Source organism: Janthinobacterium sp. SUN073 (assembly GCF_030397665.1).
Lineage (GTDB): Bacteria > Pseudomonadota > Gammaproteobacteria > Burkholderiales > Burkholderiaceae_D > Janthinobacterium.
The window spans coordinates 124823-145253 of record NZ_JAPUBT010000011.1; the positions used below are offsets into that span (position 1 = coordinate 124823).

15 protein-coding genes are annotated in these 20431 nt (G+C 62.7%); 6 read left to right on the top strand and 9 right to left on the bottom strand.

All coding sequences use genetic code 11. The features are described from left to right. Positions 1–44: 44 nt before the first annotated feature. Genes O0882_RS24000 through O0882_RS24015 form a run of 4 tightly spaced genes read right to left on the bottom strand, consistent with a single transcriptional unit; the run spans position 45 to position 2080 of the window. Entirely contained in the window at positions 45–638 is a 594-nt protein-coding gene (locus tag O0882_RS24000; protein WP_289952137.1) for a hypothetical protein, read from the bottom strand. 25 nt (positions 639–663) lie between these two features. Continuing rightward, entirely contained in the window at positions 664–1269 is a 606-nt protein-coding gene (locus tag O0882_RS24005) for a hypothetical protein (protein WP_289952139.1), read from the bottom strand. 33 nt (positions 1270–1302) lie between these two features. Next, complete coding sequence (locus tag O0882_RS24010; protein ID WP_289952141.1) at positions 1303–1692, bottom strand: hypothetical protein; 390 nt, start codon at positions 1690–1692, stop codon at positions 1303–1305. Positions 1693–1702: 10 nt separating this feature from the next. After that, positions 1703–2080 carry a nuclear transport factor 2 family protein gene (locus tag O0882_RS24015; protein WP_289952143.1) on the bottom strand — a complete coding sequence of 126 codons (378 nt, stop codon included), beginning with the start codon at positions 2078–2080 and terminating at the stop codon, positions 1703–1705. Between the two features lie 278 nt (positions 2081–2358). Between O0882_RS24015 and O0882_RS24020 the strand changes: the two genes are divergently transcribed. The 6 genes from O0882_RS24020 (at position 2359) to O0882_RS24045 (ending at position 9826) form a co-directional block, all read left to right on the top strand. After that, on the top strand, positions 2359–3759 hold the full coding sequence (locus O0882_RS24020; RefSeq protein WP_289952145.1) for a cation:dicarboxylase symporter family transporter: 1401 nt from the start codon (positions 2359–2361) through the stop codon (positions 3757–3759). 231 nt (positions 3760–3990) lie between these two features. Beyond that, positions 3991–4755, top strand: coding sequence for a histidine phosphatase family protein (locus O0882_RS24025; protein WP_289952147.1), 765 nt, complete (start codon positions 3991–3993; stop codon positions 4753–4755). A 16-nt stretch (positions 4756–4771) separates the two neighbouring features. After that, a complete protein-coding gene (locus O0882_RS24030) occupies positions 4772–5659 on the top strand; it encodes an NAD(P)H-hydrate dehydratase (protein WP_289952148.1) in 888 nt (295 codons plus the stop codon). A 132-nt stretch (positions 5660–5791) separates the two neighbouring features. Beyond that, complete coding sequence (locus O0882_RS24035) at positions 5792–8299, top strand: TonB-dependent receptor (RefSeq protein ID WP_289952150.1); 2508 nt, start codon at positions 5792–5794, stop codon at positions 8297–8299. 18 nt (positions 8300–8317) lie between these two features. Next, positions 8318–9241: an S-adenosyl-l-methionine hydroxide adenosyltransferase family protein gene (locus O0882_RS24040; RefSeq protein WP_289952153.1), complete on the top strand. Its 924-nt coding sequence runs from the start codon at positions 8318–8320 to the stop codon at positions 9239–9241. Positions 9242–9496: 255 nt separating this feature from the next. After that, positions 9497–9826, top strand: a complete 330-nt coding sequence (locus tag O0882_RS24045; protein WP_289952155.1) for a hypothetical protein — start codon at positions 9497–9499, stop codon at positions 9824–9826. A 130-nt stretch (positions 9827–9956) separates the two neighbouring features. On the opposite strand, the gene O0882_RS24050 is transcribed toward O0882_RS24045, so the two are convergent. From O0882_RS24050 to O0882_RS24070, 5 genes are all read right to left on the bottom strand, one after another. Continuing rightward, positions 9957–13016 carry an efflux RND transporter permease subunit gene (locus tag O0882_RS24050; RefSeq protein WP_289952157.1) on the bottom strand — a complete coding sequence of 1020 codons (3060 nt, stop codon included), beginning with the start codon at positions 13014–13016 and terminating at the stop codon, positions 9957–9959. A 9-nt stretch (positions 13017–13025) separates the two neighbouring features. Next, positions 13026–14183, bottom strand: a complete 1158-nt coding sequence (locus O0882_RS24055; RefSeq protein WP_289952159.1) for an efflux RND transporter periplasmic adaptor subunit — start codon at positions 14181–14183, stop codon at positions 13026–13028. A gap of 57 nt (positions 14184–14240) precedes the next feature. Beyond that, on the bottom strand, positions 14241–15746 hold the full coding sequence (locus O0882_RS24060; protein WP_289952161.1) for an efflux transporter outer membrane subunit: 1506 nt from the start codon (positions 15744–15746) through the stop codon (positions 14241–14243). A 182-nt stretch (positions 15747–15928) separates the two neighbouring features. Further along, positions 15929–19150, bottom strand: coding sequence for an efflux RND transporter permease subunit (locus tag O0882_RS24065; RefSeq protein WP_289952163.1), 3222 nt, complete (start codon positions 19148–19150; stop codon positions 15929–15931). Between the two features lie 3 nt (positions 19151–19153). Then, the gene (locus O0882_RS24070) at positions 19154–20326 is read right to left on the bottom strand and encodes an efflux RND transporter periplasmic adaptor subunit (protein WP_289952166.1); all 1173 of its coding nucleotides are present in this window, start codon (positions 20324–20326) and stop codon (positions 19154–19156) included. Positions 20327–20431 lie beyond the last annotated feature (105 nt).

Below are 20431 nucleotides of genomic sequence, written 5' to 3' on the forward strand. Positions count from 1 at the left end.
CACTATCAGTCACAATCGGGCATTTATGCGTACCCGAGGCGCGCCTAGCGGATTTCTATTTTTTCAACTCTGACATTGTTCAATTTAATGCCAGTCAAGGATTGCATGATTTCGTCAGAAATTAACATTCCGCCAAATTCCGTCCACGAAATTTCACGGATCACGTTGACGCTGGTATCGGCATGCCTCTTCCCACGCCCAAAGCCGAATATCACACCACAGGCAGGGCAAGTCGCAATTTTTGCGTCCACTACTATTTCACCATCCATGATTGCCGGCTGATCACCAAAGAGCAGAACCCATGGCGTTCCGCCAACAAAGGCGAAGTGGCTCTCCATCTTCCTCGAAAGATCACCGAGATAGAGGTCACCGAACCTCAAGAATTCGTTGATGCTCTCCGGCAGCAATTTCCGCAGTCTGGCGGACATGATGGACGGCGATAAGCGCCCCATTGAAAACATATCTGCTTTTGCAGGAATGCGCTGATCCACGACCACGGCGAAATCGCCTTCATTCCCAGGCATATAATTTCCGCAGTCTGTACAGATGCCCGCACCGACATGCCCGCTCGTCCACGCTTCATTGGCGTCCACCACATCTGTTCCACCATAATACAGATGCCACATGTATCTTTTCATGGCCTTGCCTTAAAAACCGCCACCGTCATGGATAGCGCTGCTCCTGATATCCATTCGGAAATACGTGGAAAATATTGTCCATCTGTCCGTCCACATAGCCGAATAGAATCTGATATCCGGTATGGTTTTCCTGGCCATGCTCTCTCTGCCGGACCATGATGGACTGGAGGCGATCATCCTCATACAGATAATCGTAACTGGCTTCGCCAAATTTCCCGAAATTAATGTCCTGCGTGATGCGTGCCCCGTCAAGAAAACTGAGCATGACATTCCTCAAGCTTCCGCCGGCATTGAAGTGCACGCTTTTAAGCTCGCCGCGCTCATGAAAATAGAAGCTCCTGTTGAGGACAGCAGCAGATCCGCCATAGCTTTCCACCAAAATAACCCTGCCCTCCCCATCGAGATGGTACACATGAGTATCTTTAAACTTCGCGGGCAGCGACTTTAACTCTTTTCCCGGCTTGAAACCGGCCCTTTGGGCTTCGAATGGCCTGACGTTACACAACGGCCCTTTGCCGATCAACGTTCGCTCCACGCGCAGCTTGACGGCATCCAAATAAGTCGCCATGAAAGAATCGGATTTCGACGCTATCTCGTGGAATTGCTCGCCCAGTTTTTTGATCTCACTCATGCTATATCGCTCCCGCTACGCCACTTCCAGCAATCAAGCCTTGCGCGGACGCTTGATCTGCAACAAGATGAAATGCGTCCACGCCAGTGCCGGCAACACCAGCAACAGCAGCATCAGTCCGGCTGGCATGTCCGGCACGAAGCGCACGAAGCAGGCGAGAAAACCGGCGATGGCCAGCCAGAAGCGCCAGTTGAACGCATATGCCTTGCGCGCCACCGTCGCCAGGGCGATGCGCCAGAATTCCAGCAAGGCCCACAGGCCGCCCGTCAGCAGCAGCGCGGCCAGGGCATTGGCGCCGGGTGCGTCGGCATAGGTGCGCACCAGGTTGTACACCAGCACGGGATAGCCGGCCGTGATGGCCAGAGTGGCCGGACCGGCGGCGATGACAGCCTCAAACAGCTGCCCTTTGGAACGATGATCCACTACATCACCCCTATGCCACGACGCCCGAATGGGCGGCGATCACTTGCAGCGCGCCGGCAGCATCCTGCGTCCAGACGCGCGTAAAACGGAAGTCGCCATGCGTTTCCACATCGTGATAACTGCCCGTCAGCTGCATGCGCACGGAGACCACGGCCACGTTGTCGTTAATACGCACATGGCGCTCGGAGGCGCGCAAGTCCGTGATGGTCAGCAGGCGCTGCTCGTGCGCCGCCAGGTCCGCATGCTTGCTCAGCAAGTGCCCCAGGTGATTCGTAAACAACAAGTCATCGGCCAGCAAATCATTCAGTACAGCCACGTCGGAGGCCATCATGGCCAGGCGCAAGCGCTCTTCCGCATCGAGTACTTGGGCTTCCGTTAAAGCATTCATCTTTTTCCTTAAAAAATAGTGCGCCAGATTAGCAAACGAACAAACGTGCAATGCTGGCATGAAATCTTCCTTTTCACAATCATCCGGCAGACCTATTCCTGCGCTTATGCCTGTGAAGCATATTTATATAGCGTAATATTCGCAGCGGTATGGCGCAAAACGCCACCATAGTACTGTACAGTGCTTGCCCTTCCGCCCCGGGCTGGGGCAGCTGTCAGTGGTAGTACAGTTTTATGTGCTGCGTGCAGTCTCGAATAAAACCAAGATAAGGCCCCTTCATGGCAATTAACATCATCCTGAACCTGCTCGTTGCGTTGCTCGTCTTCGCTTTCATGTTCCAGCAGCAACGCAAACACGCGACGTTTACCGTGCGCGTCTTCACGGGCCTGGGCCTGGGCGTGCTGCTCGGTGCGGCCGTGCAGTGGCTGTACGGCGCCGGCTCGCCCATCATCGCGGGCACCAATGAATACATCGACATCGTCGGCAGCGGCTACGTCAAGCTGCTGCAAATGATCATCATGCCGCTGATCATGGTCTCCATCATTTCCGCCATCCTGAAACTCAAGGATGCGAGCTCGCTGGGCAAGATCAGCGCGCTGACCATCGGCACCCTGCTCATTACCACCACGATCGCCGCCGCGCTGGGCATCCTGATGGCCAAGCTGTTCGGCTTGACGGCTGTCGGCCTGACCTCGAGCGCCGCCGAAGTGGCGCGCGGCGTGCAGCTGCAAGGCTCGCTGGAAACGGCAAAAGCCCTGTCCCTGCCGAAACTGCTGGTCAGCTTCGTGCCGACCAACCCCTTCCTCGACATGACGGGGGCGCGCAAGACGTCGACCATCGCCGTGGTGGTGTTCTCCATCTTCATCGGCATCTCGGCCACGGGCATCGCGGCGAAAAAGCCGGAAATCTTCGCTTCCTTCGAGCACTTCATGAAAGTGGCGCACGCCATCGTCATGCGCATGGTCACGCTGGTGCTGCGCCTGACGCCGTACGGCGTGTTCGCGCTGATGTTTGAAGTAGTGGCCTCGTCGAGCTACACGGACATCTTGAAACTGATCAACTTCGTCGTCGCCTCGTACAGCGCGCTGATCCTGATGTTCCTCGTGCACCTGGCCATCATCGCCGGCGTGGGCCTGAACCCGCTGCGCTTCGTGAAAAAAGTCTTCCCCGTGCTGGCCTTCGCGTTTACCTCGCGCACGAGCGCCGGTTCGATACCGATGAGCGTGCAGACGCAAACACAGCGCCTGGGTACGCCGGAAGGCATCGCCAACTTCGCCGCCTCGTTCGGCTCGACCATCGGCCAGAACGGCTGCGCCGGCATTTACCCTGCCATGCTGGCCGTGATGATCGCGCCCACGGTCGGCGTCGACCCGTTCACCGTCAGCTTCCTGCTGCCCTTGCTGGCCATCATCACCATCGGTTCCGTCGGTGTGGCCGGCGTGGGCGGCGGCGCCACGTTTGCCGCGCTGATCGTGCTGTCGGCGATGGACTTGCCCGTCGCCCTGGCCGGCTTGCTGATCTCCGTCGAACCGCTGATCGACATGGGCCGCACGGCCCTGAACGTGAGCGGCTCGATTACGGCCGGCACCGTCACCAGCAGGGTCATGGGACAGACCGACCTGGCCGTCTACAACAGCGACGACGCGCCGGACCTGGACGAGGCGGAACACGCCGCTTAAAACGCATAACCAAACCTACTGCGCGTCGCGGGTTGCGGTTTCCGATGCTCACTGGCTCGGCGCCCCCGTACCTTTGCACAGTTCCGCTTCTCAAGCCAACGGGGGCGCCGAGCCTCCCTTCCGCTCGCTACGGTTTTGTTAGGCGTTGCAAGGCTGCCCGCAGCGGCGCGCCGCGCCTTGCCGCTTTCGTCTATATTTATTCACAATAAATACAGAGGAAGGCGCAAGGCGATGGAACAGAAATGGCCGCAGCAAATCTGGATCGTGCGTCACGGCCAAAGTGCCGGCAACGTGGCGCGCGATGCCGCCGAAGCGGAAAAACAGTTATTGATCGCCATCGCCGAGCGCGATGTCGACGTCCCCCTGTCCGAGCTTGGCGCGCGCCAGGCGCACGCCCTGGGCGACTGGTTCGCCACCCTCCCCCCTGAACAACAACCGACCGTCGTGCTGTATTCGCCCTACGTGCGGGCGCAGCAGACGGCGCAAGCCGTGCTGGCGCGCATCGATGCGGACAGCCTCGCTTCCATGGTGGCCGACGAGCGCCTGCGCGAAAAGGAATTCGGCATCCTCGACCGCCTGACCGTGCACGGCATCGCCAGCAAGTACCCGGAACTCTACGAACAGCGCCAGCATGTGGGCAAGTTTTATTTCCGCCCACCGGGCGGCGAAAGCTGGTGCGACGTCATCCTGAGACTGCGCAGCGTGCTCGACACCATCACCCGCGAATACCGGGGCGAACGCGTGCTGATCGTCGGCCACCAGGTCATCGTCAACTGCTTCCGCTACCTGCTGGAACGCTGCGACGAACACGCCATCCTGGCCATCGACAAGGCCGCCGACGTGCCCAACTGCGGCATCACTTCGTACGCCTTCAACCCCGCCCTGGGCAGGTACGGCAAGCTGCAGCTGGACCTGTGCAACTTCGTCGCGCCGCTGGAAGCGGCCGGCACACAAGTCACGGCCCAGCCCGACATGCCGGCCGCGCCCAAATCCTGATCTTCGGAGGTCATGCATGGACGCCACCGCCATTACCCCTTCCCTGCTGCGCTCCTGGCCCCTGCCCATGCCCCAGCCCGATGGCGACAAAGAGGTGCGCGGCCACCTGCTGATCGTCGCCGGCTCCGAAGAGATGCCGGGCGCCATCCTGCTGGCGGCCACGGCCGCCCTGCGCGCGGGCGCGGGCAAGCTGACCCTGGCGACGGGCGCATCGGTAGCGGCGCAGGTGGCCATCGCCATGCCCGAGGCGCGGGTCATCGGTCTCGATGAGACTGCGCTGGGCGGCTTCCGGCCCGAGGCGCAACACCAGCTGGCGCCGCTGGCCGGCAAGGTGGACGCCGTGCTCGTGGGGCCAGGCATGTGCGACACGGCGGCCAGCTGCGAACTGATGCGCCACCTGCTGCCCCTGTTTGCCGGCAGCCGCTTGATCCTCGACGCACGCACCATGCAAGTCGTGCGCAAGCCCGCGCACTTTCGCTTTGACCAGGCGGTGCTGCTGACGCCGCATGCAGGCGAGCTGGCCCAGCTGATGGGCCTGTCGAAAGACGCCGTGCTGGGCGACCCACATGCCTGCGCCGTGGACGCGGCGCGGCGCTGGAATGCCATCGTCGCCCTGAAAGGCGCGCTGACCATCCTCGCCATGCCCGACGGCACCAGCTGGATGCACGGGGCGCACGCTGGCGGCAATATCGGCCTGGCCATTTCGGGTTCCGGCGACACCCTGGCCGGCATCATCACGGGCCTGGCCGCGCGCGGCGCGCCATTGGAACAGGCCTGCGCCTGGGGCATCGCCCTGCATGCGCTGGCGGGCGAACAGCTGGCCCTGCGCTTCGGCACCCTCGGCTACCTGGCGCGCGAAATCCCGGCCGAGATTCCCGCACTGCTGCGTAATCTGGCACCCTGAGCTGGCGCCCTGAGCCGCGCGGCATGGAAACAATAGCCATAAGCATATCCATAAAGAATCGTTCGCCTGGGCAACAACCTCCCTTAAGCTCCATCCATTGTTTTCAGATGAACAAGCTTAAAGGATACCGCCGTGCACCTGCGCCACTCATACGTCCCCCTTTCCCTTCCCGCCACGCCGCTGCGCGCCATCGTGCTGGCCTGCGCCATGCTGGGCGTACCCTCCGCCTGGGCACAAGAAGCGCAAGCCACCACCGGCAGCGCCAATGAAACGGCCGGCGCCAGCATCGACCAGGTCACCGTCGTCGGCTCGCGCGCGCGCAACCGCACGGTGTTCGACAGCAGCGTGCCCATCGACCGTTTCGGCGCGCGCGAAGTGAGCAATGCGCTGGCGTCGGGCGACGTGGGCGCGGCCCTGCAAAACCTGTCGCCGTCGATCAACTTCCCCCGCATCGAGTCGAGCGGCGCGTCGGACTCCGTGCGCGGCATCCAGTTGCGGGGCCTGGCGCCCGACCAGGTACTGGTGCTGATCAACGGCAAGCGCCGCCACACGAGCGCCGTGCTGGACACGGAAAGCAGCTTCGCCGGCACCGTACCGGTCGACATCAATGCCATTCCCCCCAACGCCATCGACCACATCGAAATCCTGCGCGACGGCGCGGGTGCCCAGTACGGCAGCGATGCCGTCGCGGGCGTGATCAACATCGTGTTGAAAAAGGCGCGCACGGGCGGCGCCGCCTCCGTCAGCTATGGCGCCAACCACACGCATTTCGACCCGACCAATCAAACCTTGACGGATGGCCAGACCGTCATCGTCAACGCCGACTATGGCGTGCCGCTGGGCGAAGCGGGGTTCTTCCGCTTCGGTGCGGAAACGCGGCGCCGCTCGCCCACGGAACGGGCCGGCCCCAGCGACGCGGGCTGGACTTCCTACAACTTCACGCCGGCCGACCAGGCGCTCGATGGCAAGGTGGTGTTCAAGTCGGGCGACTCGCGCCAGCACAACAACTACCTGTTCTACAACACCCAGCTCACCCTGGCGAATGGCCTGGACCTGTACTCGTTTGCCACCTTGAACGAGCGCAAGTCCGACGGCAGCGCCTACTTCCGTTATCCGGGCGACCCGTCGAATGTGCCGGCCCTGTATCCGAACGGCTACCGCCCCGTCACCAACGGCGACAAGCGCGACCTCAGCATCGTGGCCGGCGTGCGCGGCAGCACCGGAGAGTGGAACTGGGACGCCAGCGCGCGCCACGGCAGCGACCACTTTGACTACGGCGTGAGCCACTCCGTCAACGCTTCGCTGGGCGCGGCCAGCCCCACGCGTTTCAACCTCGCCGGCTTCGACTTTCGCCAAAACGCCTTGAACCTGGATGCCACGCGCAGCATCGACATCGGTTTGCCCGCCCCGTTGAGCCTGGCGGTAGGCGCCGAATGGATGCGCGAAACCTACACCAGCTCGGCCGGCGACCCCGCTTCGTATGCGGCCGGCAATTTTACCGACGCGCCACCGGGCGCGCAGGCGGGACCGGGCTTGCGCCCATCGGACGCCTACGACGGCAGCCGGCAAATCCGCTCCGTGTATGCGGACGTGGAAAGCGATCTTACGCCGCGCCTGCTGGTAGGCGCCGCCGCTCGCTATTCCCGCTACAGCGACTTCGGCAGCGCCAGCACGGGCAAGCTGTCCACGCGCTATAAAGTGACGGAGCATTTCCTCGTGCGCGGTTCGCTATCGAACAGTTTCCGCGCACCAGCCCTCGTGCAAACGGGCTTCCGCTTCGCCACACTGAACTTCAACGCCGATGGCACGGCCCTGCAAACATCGGCCCTGCTGCCGGCCAGCGACCCGCTGGCGCGCAGCTTCGGCGCGCAACAGCTGAAACCGGAAAAATCGACCAACGTCTCCCTGGGCCTGGCCTGGAAACCGGCGGCCGCCACCAGCGTGACGGTGGATGCCTACGTGATCCGCATCCGCGACCGCATCACACGTTCGAGCGATTTGCAAAGCGACGCCGTCACCGCCTACCTGGGCGCGAATGGCCGCAGCGACATCCAGTCCGTGGCCTACCTGGCCAACCTGCTCGACACGCGCACAAAAGGCCTGGACGTGGTGCTGAATCACGACCTGGCCTTCACGTCCGGCAAGCTGAACCTGAACGCGGCACTGAACCTGAACAAGACCAGCCTCGACAAGGTACGCCAGAGTTCCGCTGCATTGAGCGCCATCGATCCCAGTCTGACCTTGCTGACAGAGACGAGTTTGTTCCGCATCAAACATGCGTCCCCCACCAGCAAATTGATCCTCGGTGCCGACTGGCAGGCAACCGGCTGGGGCGTGCAGGCGCGCGCCACGCGCTTTGGCGAGCTGAAAGATTTTTCATATGACGGCGATGCGCCCCTGATCGACGGCATCCCCGCACAGCGCTTCGGCGCCGTCTGGTCGCTGGACCTGGAAGGCCAGTTGAAACTGAGCAAGCAACTGACGGTGAGCGTGGGTGGCAACAATATCCTCGACCGCTATCCGCAGCGCGTGCGCCAGACGAATAACGCCACGTATGGCGGTGCCCAGCCCTACAATTTCATCAACCCCATCGGCGTCAATGGCGCCTACTTTTACGCTAAATTAAGCTACACGTTCTGACACGAACAAGGATAAATCATGATCATCAAACGAATCTCCCATCTCGTCGCCGGCGCCTGCCTGAGCGCCCTCCTGCTGTCGCCCGCCCAGGCTGCCGCACCGCTGGTGCTGATGACGGACTTCGGCACGGCCGACGGCGCCGTGTCGGCCATGCATGGCGTCGCCTATGGCGTCGATCCCAAGCTGACCATCTCGGACCTGACGCACCAGATTCCCGATTACGACATCTGGCTGGGCGCCTACCGCCTGTACCAGACGGCCAATTACTGGCCGCAAGGCACGGTGTTTGTTTCCGTCATCGACCCGGGCGTGGGTACCAACCGCAAGTCGGTGGTGCTGAAAACCAAGGGTGGCCGCTACTTCGTGGGGCCGGACAATGGCCTGTTCACCCTGATCGCCGAGCGCGACGGCGTGGCCGAATTGCGTGAAATCGATGAAAAGGTCAACCGCCTGGCGGGATCGAGCGAGTCGTACACCTTCCATGGCCGCGACGTATACGCGTATGTGGGTGCGCGCCTGGCGTCCGGTGCCATCAGCTATGAACAGGTGGGGCCACCCTTGCCGAGCGAATCCGTGGTGAAGATCGCGTATCAAAAACCTGTGCGCGACGGCAATACCATCCGCGGCATCGTGCCCGTGCTGGATGTGAAATATGGCAATGTGTGGACGAATATTCCGAAATCGCTGCTCGACGAATTACAGGTGAAACTGCATGACCCGCTGCAAGTGCGTATTTTGCACAAGGGCAAGCAAGTGGCCAAGGTCACGGCGCCATTCGAGCACACGTTTGGCGGCGTCGCCAAGGGCAAGCCCCTGGTCTACCTGAACAGTCTGCTCGACGTGGCCGTGGCCATCAGCCAGGGTGACTTTGCCGCCCAACACCACGTCGCCTCGGGCGTGGATTGGGAAGTGGAAGTGAGCAAGGCCCCTGGCGCCAAATAAGAAGCTCTCGCCCGCGGCCGGGACGTCCTGTCCCGGCCCATTCCGTTCACGTGGCGCGTTTGCGCCATATCAAAACGGATCACCTCTGCTCCCGCCAATGGCCGCTGATTTGTAAATCCGGTGAACCTGCGCGCACCTGTCTACTCTAAATGTTGCAAGCGATGCCAGCCTTGCTACGACAGCCTGCCTGCGCTGTGGCAGGCCGTCTGGCAGGTAGGATCACCACGACAGCTTTCCAACGAGAAAGGAACAATCATGACGGCTCCACTCCCTAGCACCAGCAAGCTTGTCCTCGGCACCGCCATCGTGTGCGCGCTGCTGGGCGGCTGCAACAAGCACAATGAGTCCACCACCACGGCCAAGCCAGCTACGCCCGCCACCACGCCCGGCGCGGGCGGCAGCGGCACCTCGGGCACCAGCGGCACCACCACGCCGGACGCCACCACGCCCGCCACTCCATCCGTTGCACCGGGCACAACTACCAACCCCGACGGCACGACCACGCCGCCGGCCACCCCGCCTGGCAATGGCGCCACGCCCGGCACCGGGACTGGTACCACCACGCCACCGCCACGCAGCAGCTAAAGGCGACGCCCGCTCCGCTGCGGCGGCCGGCCCTGCAGCCCGGCAACAAACAAGGGAATCAGCAACAAAGAGCCTTCCAACGAAGGCTCTTTGTCTTGCACGGCGCAGCAATTGCCCCCGCTGCAGCGCATCAATGGGCTGGCGCCGCCTTCACCGCGCCCCGTGCACTCAACGCCTGGTGGTCCGCCGCCAGGAACAGATACATGGCCGGCACCACGAACAGGGTAAACAAGGTGCCGATGGACAAACCCGTGAAAATCACCAGCCCCATCGCGTGCCGCCCGGCCGCCCCCGCGCCCGAAGCGATCACCAGGGGCAGCACGCCAAACACCATGGCGGCCGTCGTCATCAGAATGGGACGCAGGCGCACGGCGGCCGCTTCCTCCACCGCCTCGCGCTTGCTCTTGCCCGTCCTTTGCAGCTGATTCGCCACTTCCACGATCAGGATGCCATGCTTGCTGATCAGTCCCATCAGGGTCACCAGGCCCACCTCCGTGTAGATGTTGATCGACGCAAAGCCGAGGAAGATGAACATGGTCGCGCCAAACAGGGCCAGCGGCACGGAGATGAGGATCACGACGGGGTCGCGGAAACTCTCGAACTGTGCCGCCAGCGCCAGGAAGACGATCACCACGGCAAACAGCATGGTGACGATAAAGCCGCCCGATTCCTGCACGAACTGGCGCGACTGGCCCGAATAATCAACCGTGTAGCCACTGGGCGCCACCTGGGCCAGCGCATCGCGCATGAAGGCCAGCACCTCGCCCTGCGAGGCGCCGGACACGCCGGAAAGCGTGACGGCGTTGAGTTGCTGGAAGCGGTTGATCGACTCGGGCACGATGTCGTATCGGATATGCGCGACGGTACTGGCCGGTATCATCGTGCCGTTGGGCGTCTTGATATGGAAGTCCAGCACGGCCGATGGATTCAGGCGGTCGACCTGCAATACCTGCGGGATCACTTTATAGGAACGCCCGGCGATGGAAAAGTAATTGACGTAGCCACCGCCCAGGGCCGCGCCCAAGGCCTGCCCCACATCCTGCTGCGTCATGCCCAGCGCGGCGACGCTGTCGCGGTCGACCACCACGGTGGCTTGCGGTTTGTCAATCTTCAAGTCCGTATCCACGAAATAAAATTTGCCCGATGCGCGCGCCTTCTCCAGCACCTGCTGCGCGATGGTATCGAGGTTTTCAAACGGCTCCGTGGTAGCGATGACGAACTGCACGGGTAAACCCGAGGAACCGGGCAAGGCGGGGAACTGGAAGGCGGCCACGCGGGCGCCGGCTATCCTGTTCCAGCCCGCCTGCAAGTCCTGCTGCACCTGCTGGGCGCTGCGCGCACGCTCGTTCCACGGCGTCATCAGCATGCCGCCAAAACCCGAGTTGACAGTCGGTACGCCCGTGATCTGGAACATCTGGCTGTATTCGGGCATGGCCTTGGCCACCTGGTAGATTTGCTCGGCATACACTTGCATCTGGTCCGAGGTGGCCGTCGGGTCGCCCACCACCTGCGACAGCACGACGCCCTGGTCTTCCTCGGGCGCCAGCTCGGACTGCGACATCTTGAACATCAACCCCAGCACCAGCATCAAAATCGCCGCCATGACAATGAGCACGGGCCAGGTATCGAGCAGCGCGTGCAGCAGGCGCAGATACGAGTCGTGCACCTTGCCGAAGACGCGGTCGATGGCTTGCACGAAGCGGCCACTATCCTGTTCCGGGCGGAAGAAGCGCGAACACATCATGGGCGACAAGGTCAGGGCCACCACGCCCGACACGGCCACGGCGCCGGCCAGGGTGAAGGCGAATTCCGTGAACAACGCGCCCGTCAGGCCGCCCTGGAAGCCGATGGGCACATACACGGCGATGAGCACCACCGTCATGGCCAAAATCGGGCTGCCCAGTTCGCGCGCCGCCAGCAGGCTGGCCTCCAGCGGCGGCTGGCCCTGCTTCATGTGGCGGTCCACGTTTTCCACCACGATGATGGCGTCGTCGACCACCAGGCCGATGGCCAGCACGATGGCCAGCAGAGTCAGCAAGTTGATGGAATAGCCGAGCGCCAGCATGGCCGTAAACGTGCCGATCAGTGATAGCGGCATGGCGATCACGGGCACGATCACGGCCCGCAAGCTGCCCAGGAACAAATAGATGACGATGGTGACGATCAGCAGCGCCTCGACCAGGGTCTTGATGACTTCGTGGATGGAGGTATTGATGAAGAACGTGGAGTCGTACACGATGTCGCCCGTCAAGCCGGCCGGCAGCTGAGACTGGATATCGGGGAAGACGGCGCGCACGCGCTCGGCCACGTCGAGGATATTGGCTTCCGGCGCCACCTTGATGCCGATGAAGACGGAGCGCACGCCGCTGAAGGCCACGTTGAAATCATAGTTTTCAGAACCCAGCACGACGGTGGCCAGGTCTTCCAGCCTCACAATGGAGTCACCGCTGCGCTTGACGACAAGTTGCCTGAACTCCTCCACCGAATGCAGATCCGTGCCGGCCGTCAGGGGAACGGTCACCATCTGGCCCTTGCTGGACCCCAGCGCAGCCAGGTAATTGTTATTGCCCAGGGCGGTGCTCACCTCGGCCGCCGTCACGCCGAACGCGGCCATCTTGTCCGCGTCCAGCCAGGCGCGCAGGGCAAACAGACGCGCGCCCAGCAGTTCCGCCGTCTGCACGCCGCTGACGGAGTCGAGCTTGGGCTTGACCACGCGGCTCAGGTAATCCGTCACATTATTCGTCGGCAAGGACTTGCTGTAAAAGCCCAGGTACATGGCGTCCGTCGTCTGCCCCATCTGTACCGTCAGCACGGGCGTTTGCGCCTGGGCGGGTAGCTGATTCTTCACGGAACTGACTTGGGTATTGATTTCCGTCAAAGCCCGGTTCGCGTCGTAATTGAGGCGCAAGGTAGCCGTGATGGTCGACATGCCGCTGCTGCTGGACGAGGACAGGTAATCGATGCCCTGCGCCTGGGCGATGGCCGATTCCAGCGGTTGCGTAATGAAACCGGCCACCGTCTGCGCGTCTGCGCCATAGTAGGTGGTGGAAATCGTCACGACGGCATTCTGCGTCTTCGGATACTGGTTGATGGGCAAACTGAACAGGGAGCGCAGCCCCAGCACCACCAGCAACAAACTCACCACCATGGCCAGCACGGGCCTGCGGATAAAGAGATCGGTGAAGTTCATGGCGGCGCCTCAGTGTTCCTGCGGCGTGGGTTGCGGATTGTTACCCGGCTCGACGACGTTGCTGATCACCACGGGGCTGCCGTTCTTGAGCTTGATCTGCCCGCTGGTGACGACTTGCTGCCCCTCGGTGAGCCCCGTCAGCACGGCTACCTGGTCGCCGCGTGTTTCACCCGTCGTCACGAATACCTGACGCACCACCAGCTCACCCGCCCTGGGCGGCGGCGCGCCGGGGGCCGTGACCTTGGGCGCCTGCGCCGGATGCACGACGAAGACGGTGGAACCATACGGGTTGTAGGTGATCGCCGTCTGCGGCAAAGTCAGATACTGTTTCTTGGCCCCCACTTCCACGTTGACGTTGGCAAACATACCCGGCAGCAACTGCCGTTGCGGATTGGCCACCGTGGCCTCCACCTGCACATTGCGCGTGGCGGGGTCGACCTTGGAACTGATGGCGCTGACCTTGCCCGCAAAGGCCGTGTTCGCATGTGCATCGCTGGACAGGTTCAGGGCTTGCCCCACTTGCAGGCCGCTCAGCTGCTTTTGCGGAATATAGAAGTCGACATAGATGGGATCGATGGTTTGCAAGGTGACGATCCTGTCGCCGGGATTGAGGTACTGGCCCGGATTGACGGTGGTGATGCCCAGTTTTCCCGCAAACGGCGCGCGGATGGTTTTCTTTGCCACCAGCGCCGCCTGCTGGGCGGCCAGGGCCTTGCGGCTTTTCACGTCGGCCAGGTCGCTGTCGATCTGTGCCTGGCTGATCGCTTGCACGGCAAATTGCTGCTGGTCGCGCGCCAGCACGGACGCGGCAAGTTCGGCCGCCGCCTCCAGGGCGCGCAGCTGCGCAATATCCGCATCGGCATTGAGTTGCACCAGTAATTGCCCTGCCGCCACCTCCTGGCCCGACTTGAAGTTGATCGTCCTGACAAGGCCGGCAATTTCGCTCGTCACGTCGACCCCGCGCACGGCCACCATGGTGCCCACGGAAGACAGGTGCGGCTGCCACTCGACCTTGCGGATGATGGTCGCCGACACCGTCTGCCGCGTGGGCTTGGGCGAACTGGCCATGAGCTGGCGGATGTGCAGGAAAAATCCCAGCGCCAGCAGGGCAATCAACAGCACCACCGCTCCCAGCATGATGAGCATGCGCTTATTGCGTTTCGTCATGGATGCGCTCCTTGTCATTCCTTCCGGCTGCCATTGCGGTGTCGTATTGCACGCCCCTCAGTTCCTGCCCGCCGCCACCGGCAAGGTGGTCGTGGCGGGAACGTTGTCCAGCGCGGGCCGGTTCCACCAGCCGCCGCCCAGCGCCTGGAACAGCGCGGCGCTATCGGCATGACGGGCCGCCTGCGCCTGCACCAGGCCCACCCTGGCCTGCTGGTACGTGCGTTGGACATCCAGCAAGGTTAGATAACTGATGGCACCGAGCTTGAATTGCTGCGTACTCAGCGCCAGCGATTCGCTGGCCAGCGCCTCCACCTCGGCTTGCTGCTGCAAGGCGGCAGCATCAGCCTCGATGGCCCGCAAGCTATCGGCCACATTCTGGAAGGCGGCCAGCACGGTGGCGCGGTAATCGGCCGCCGCGCCCTCGTAGGCGGCGATGGCGGCCCGCCGCCTGGCGCGCAGCGCGCCGCCATTAAAAACAGGCTGGGCCAGCCCGGCCGCCACGCCCCACACGGAAGAACCGCCATGCAGCAACGCGGGAAAGCTGGTCGCCAAGGCGCCAAGATTGCCCGTCAAGGTAAATTGGGGATACATGGCTGCCGTGGCGACACCGATCTGCGCGCTGGCCTGCTGCAGCAGCGCTTCGCTGGCGCGGATGTCGGGGCGCTGGCGCACCAGGGCAGACGGCAGGGAAACGGGCAAGTCCTGCGGCAAGTGCAGCGACGCCAGGTCGAATTCAGGCATGCCGGGCTCGCTGGGCAGCTTGCCCGCATACACGGATAGCTGGTGGCGCGTCAGGGCCAGGGCTTTTTCCAGCGGCGGCACGCTGGCCCGCGTCTGCGCCACCGTGTTGCGCTGGAGCAGTACCGTGGCACGGCCGATGGCGCCGAAGCGCAATTGCTGCTCGATCACGTCCAGCTGTTTCTGCTGCGCGTCGAGTATGTCGCTGGTGGCCTGCAGCTGTCCGCGCAGGGATGCTTCGCGGATGGCCGCCGTCACCAGGTTGGCCGTCAGGGCCAGGTACGCCGCTTCCAGCTGGTATTGCCGATAGTCAACCAGGGCTTGCAGCCCCTCCAGCTGGCGCTTGTTGCCGCCAAATACATCCAGGGCATACGATACATTCACCGAGGCATTGTACAAATTGAAAACGCCGCCCTTGCCTTCCAGGCTGCTGTTTTTTTCACGACTCACGCCCAGCTGCGCACCCACCTCGGGATACAGCAGGCTGCCGGACAGGGCGCGGTAGTTTTCATCGGACTGGCGCAACGCCGCCTGGGCCGATGCCAGGCCGGGACTGCGCGCGAGGGCCCCGCGCACGAGCTGGTCCAGCGCCGGTGACTGGAATAGCGACCACCATTGCGCGGGGATATCCTGGCCGGGTACAAAGCGCTGCGCCTGGCCAGCGGGACCGGGCGCAGCCGCCGTTTGCGCCGGCAAGGGCGCCGGCGTGTAGCTGTCACCGCCGCCGGGGGCGGCAGGACGCTGGAAATCCGGCCCGACGGCACAAGCGGCCAGCAGGCATGCCATGAGGATGCCCAGACTGGGCTGCCGGATACTGGAGAACATGGTGCTTGTCCGATACGTTGCCGTGCCACATTGCCGTTGAAAAATATCGCAAAAATATCCCGATACCAGGCTGACGAAGCCGCCCACCCGTTCTACGATTGTAGAGCACCAGACGTAAAAAGAGCCTTCCGAAGAAGGCTCTTTGACCTGGCACAAGGATTGCGCAGCCGAGGCTGCCTGAATTACTTTTGCAGGCTGACCGACGCCGCTTTCGGCGTACGGCGGCCCATCAGGAACAGCACGGCCTTTTTCAGCATGCGGTAGACGAAGCGCACCAGCAGCAAGGTCAGCACGCATTCGAGCAAGGTCAATATCATGGCCACGGCCACGGGCATGCGCGCGGCGCGGCGGTGGAACTTGGCCACGGCGCCATCGCGGGCGATCTCGATGCTGTCATAGAAGGTCGGCACGACCAGCAGGGTCAGAATCGTCGAGGTGATGGTGCCGCCGATGATGGCGATCGCCAATGGACGGTAGAACTCGCCGCCCTCGCCCAGGCCCAGCGCCACGGGGAACATGCCGGCGATCAGCGCGAACGTCGTCATCAGGATGGGACGCAAGCGCATGCGGCCCGCATACATCAGCGCGTCCTCGCGGCCATGGCCCTCTTCCTCGCGCTTGCGCGCCGCGTCGAGCAGCAGGATGGCGTTCTTGGCGACCAGGCCCATCAGCATGATGATGCCGATAAAGCTCATCAGGTTGAGGGTGTTGTTGGTGATCACCAGCGCCACCACCACGCCGATCAGACTCAGCGGCAAGGACATCATCACGGCCACCGGCGCCGTGAAGGAACCGAACTGCATCACCAGGATCAAATACATCAGGCCGATACCCATCACCAGCGCGATCAACATTTCCGTGAACAGCTCTTGCTGGTCCTGGCCGGCGCCACCGAGCGCCAGGCCGTAGCCGGGCGGGAAGTCGATGGAGTTGGCCAGCTTCATGGCGTCGCTCGTCACTTCACCGTTCGAGCGGCCCTGTGCATTGGCCGACACGGTGATCGTGCGCTTGCCATTCTTGTGCTCGATGCCGGACGGGCCCTTGCCCATGGTAATGGTGGCGATCTGGTCGAGCGGCACCATTTGCGACGTGCCCGTCACGCTGATCGGCAGGCGCTCGATGTTTTCCGATGCCACGCGGTCATCGGGATGCAGGCGCACGGCCACGTCGCGCGTTTCGCCCGTCGGATCGACCCAGTCGCCCACTTCCACGCCGGCAAACGCCACGCGCAACGATTGCGCCGCATCATTGACGGAAATGCCCATCGAGTTGGCCAGGCCACGGTTGAGCTCAATCTGCAGCTCGTTCTTCGGGTCTTGCTCGGACAGGCCCACGTCGACGGCGCCGGGAATGGCGCGCAGCTTGTCCATGTAGGCATTGGTAATTTCCATGAGTTTACGCGAATCCGGACCCGTGAATTCCACCTGGATCGGTTTTTGCGAACCATTGCTCAAGTCATCCTGCACCACGTATTCGGCGCCCACCAGACGCGACATCTTCTCGCGCAGCTCGACCGCGATTTCCTTGGCCGAACGCTTGCGGGTGTTGCGCTTGCCGATGTCGACATACACTCTTCCGCCGCCCGCATTGATGGAGCTGTTGGTATCCTTGGTTTCAGGCAAGGTGCGCGCCAGCACGGCCGCCGCTTCGAGTTTCAGACGCGAATACTCGATGCTGCTCGACGATGGCGTGCGCACATTGATCATCAGATTACCCGAATCGGATGCCGGCAGGAAACTCGTGCCGCCATGCGTGTAGTGCAGGGCGATGGCGCCCACCAGGCTGCCGAAGGCGATGACGGCCATCCAGCGGCGGTGATGCAGGGCCCAGGCGATCACGCGGCCATAGCGATCGGCCTGGTGGTCGAACCAGTGGTTGAATTTTTCCAGCACGCGGCCGATGCCCTTTTTCGGCGCCGCATGTTCCTCGACCGGGTCGCCCCAGTAGGCCGACAGCATCGGGTCGAGCGTAAACGAGATGCCCAGGCTGACGAGCACCGAGCACGTCACCGTCAAGGCAAACGGACGGAACCATTCGCCGGAGATACCCGGCATGAAGGCCACGGGAATGAAGACGGCGATGATGGAGAACGTCGTGGCAGCCACGGCCATGCCGATCTCGGCCGTGCCTTCCAGCGCGGCCGTGCGGCGGTCCTTGCCCATCTGCATGTGGCGCACGATGTTTTCGCGCACCACGATGGCATCATCGATCAGCACGCCGATGGCCAGCGACAGGCCCAGCAGTGTCATGAAGTTCAGGGTAAAGCCGCACAGCCACACGGCGATGAAGGCGGCAATCACGGACGTGGGCAGGCTCAGCGCCGTGATCAGGGTCGAACGCCACGAATTCAGGAAGGCGTAGACGACGAAAATCGTCAGCACGGCGCCCAGCACCAGCGATTCGATCACATTGTTCAGGCTATGCTGGGCGTTTTCGCCGCCGTCGCGCGTCACTTGCAGGATCGTGCCTTTCGGCAAGGTCTTGTTGATTTCCGCCACCATGTCGCGGATCTTGTTGGCCACGCTGACGGTGGAAGCGTCGCGCACGCGGGTAATCGATATGCCCACGTTGGGCTTGCCGCTGCGCATGCTCAGGCTGTTGACTTCGGCAAAGCCATCCTCGATGGTGGCCACTTGCGCCAGGCGCACGATTTCCTCGCCGCGGCGCTTGATCACCACTTTCTCGAAGTCGCTAGGCGACTCGATGCGGCCCACCAGGCGGATGCTTTTCTCGTCCAGGATGCCGCGCACCTTGCCCACCGGGGCATTCGTGTTCTGGTTGCGCAAGGCGGTGACGACGTCGCTGACGGACACATTGTATTCACGCAATTTTTCCGCCCGCAGCAGCACGGACAGCTCGCGCTTCAGCGAACCGCCCACGTTGACCAGCGCCACGCCATCGACGGTGCGGAAGCGGTCCGACAGCACATCTTCGGCCAGGCGCGAAATTTCCGCGTGGCTTTGCGTATTCGACGACAGCGCCAGCTGCATGATCGGCTCGGCGGCCGGGTCGATGCGCTGCAGGATAGGCTCGCGCATTTCCGTCGGCAACTTGTAGCGCACGGCGGCAATCGCATTGCGGATATTGTCGGACGCCTCGATCAAATTGGTATTGAAGGAAAACTTCAGGAAGATGGTAGCCGAACCTTCATTCGAATCGCTGTTGACCTCGGTCACGCCGGAAATGCTTTGCAACGATTTTTCCAGGCGGTTCACCACTTCGCGCTCGACCGTATCGGGCGATGCGCCAGGGTAAGGAATGCTGACGACGATGAAGGGCACTTCGACGTCCGGGTTCTGGTTGACGCGCAGTTTCTTGAGCGCCAGCAAGCCGACGCACATCATCGCCAGGATCAGGACGATGGTGGCGGTGGGCCGCTTGATACTGAAATCGGAAAGGAACATGGCTTAGTTTCCTTTACCGGCAACGGCGGTGCTGCTGCTGGCCACGGCGGCAGCGGGCAAGGCTTTGCCGGCCGTCAATTCCACTTTCTGCCCATCCTTGAAGGTCGAACCCGGCGTGCGCAGCACGGTGTCGCCGCTGGCCAGGCCGCTTTGCACTTCCCACTGGCCCGTGCGCACGTCGCGCGCGCCGATGCGCAGTGTGACTTTATGCAAGGCCTTGTCCTTGACCTTCCACGTGTACGTGACGTCGCCCGCCTTCACCAAAGCCGAGTCGGGTATCATCAGCGCGCTGATGCTGTCGGTCTCGATGCGCCCTTCCGCATACAGGCCGGCCACGCGCGGTTGTTCCTTGTCGTTGAAATCGACCAGCACGGCCACCTGGCGCGTGACGGCGTTGGCGGCAGGATCGACGCGGCGCACCTTGCCCGCGAAATCCTGGCCCGGATACCCATTGATGCGGAACAGCACGGGCTGGCCCACCTTGACGACGCCGATCTTGTCGGCCGACACCAGGCCTTCCAAACGCATGCTGGTCGGATCGATAACCTTGATCAATTCCTTGCCGATTTGCGCCGTATCGCCATTCGATACCTTGCGCTCGCTCACGATGCCGTCGAACGGCGCACGCACGAGGGTGCGCTGCAACTGCTGGCGGGCTTGCGCGGCGCGGCTCTTCGCGGCGGACAAATCGCTTTGCGCATTGTTGCGGCGAATTTCCGCGTCTTCCAGCGCCTGCGTCGAGGTCATGCCCGAGGCGCGCAGGGTTTTCATGCGCTGGAACATGCGTTCGGACTGTTCCAGCACCTGGCTGGCGGCACGGCTGGCTTCCTCGGCCGAATTGAGGCTGTCGCGGATGGACGTTTCATCCAGGCGCACCAGCACGTCGCCCCGCTTGACGACTTCGCCGTTTTCCTTCATGACCTGGATCACCACGGCCGACACTTCGGCGCGCAAGTCCGCGTTGCGCTCGGGCTGCACGGAACCGGTGATGACGGGCCCCGACGCCAGCGCATTGCTCTGGATGGTCAGCAAGTCCTCCGGGGAGACGAGCAAATTGACAGCGGCGCCCGCCTGTTCCTTGGCGCCCTTGCCGCCCTTGCCGGGATCCTTGGACTCTTTGCCGCAAGCGGTCAGGGCAGAAGCGATTGCCAGAACAAACAGGGTTTTGCGCAACATGGGTAATTCTCCGGATAGATAGCACCGCGACGGTCCTGCGGCCCGGATAGGGCTGCAGGCGTTAGCAGACATTTATTTTTATTAAAACCACAAGCGCCAAAGTAT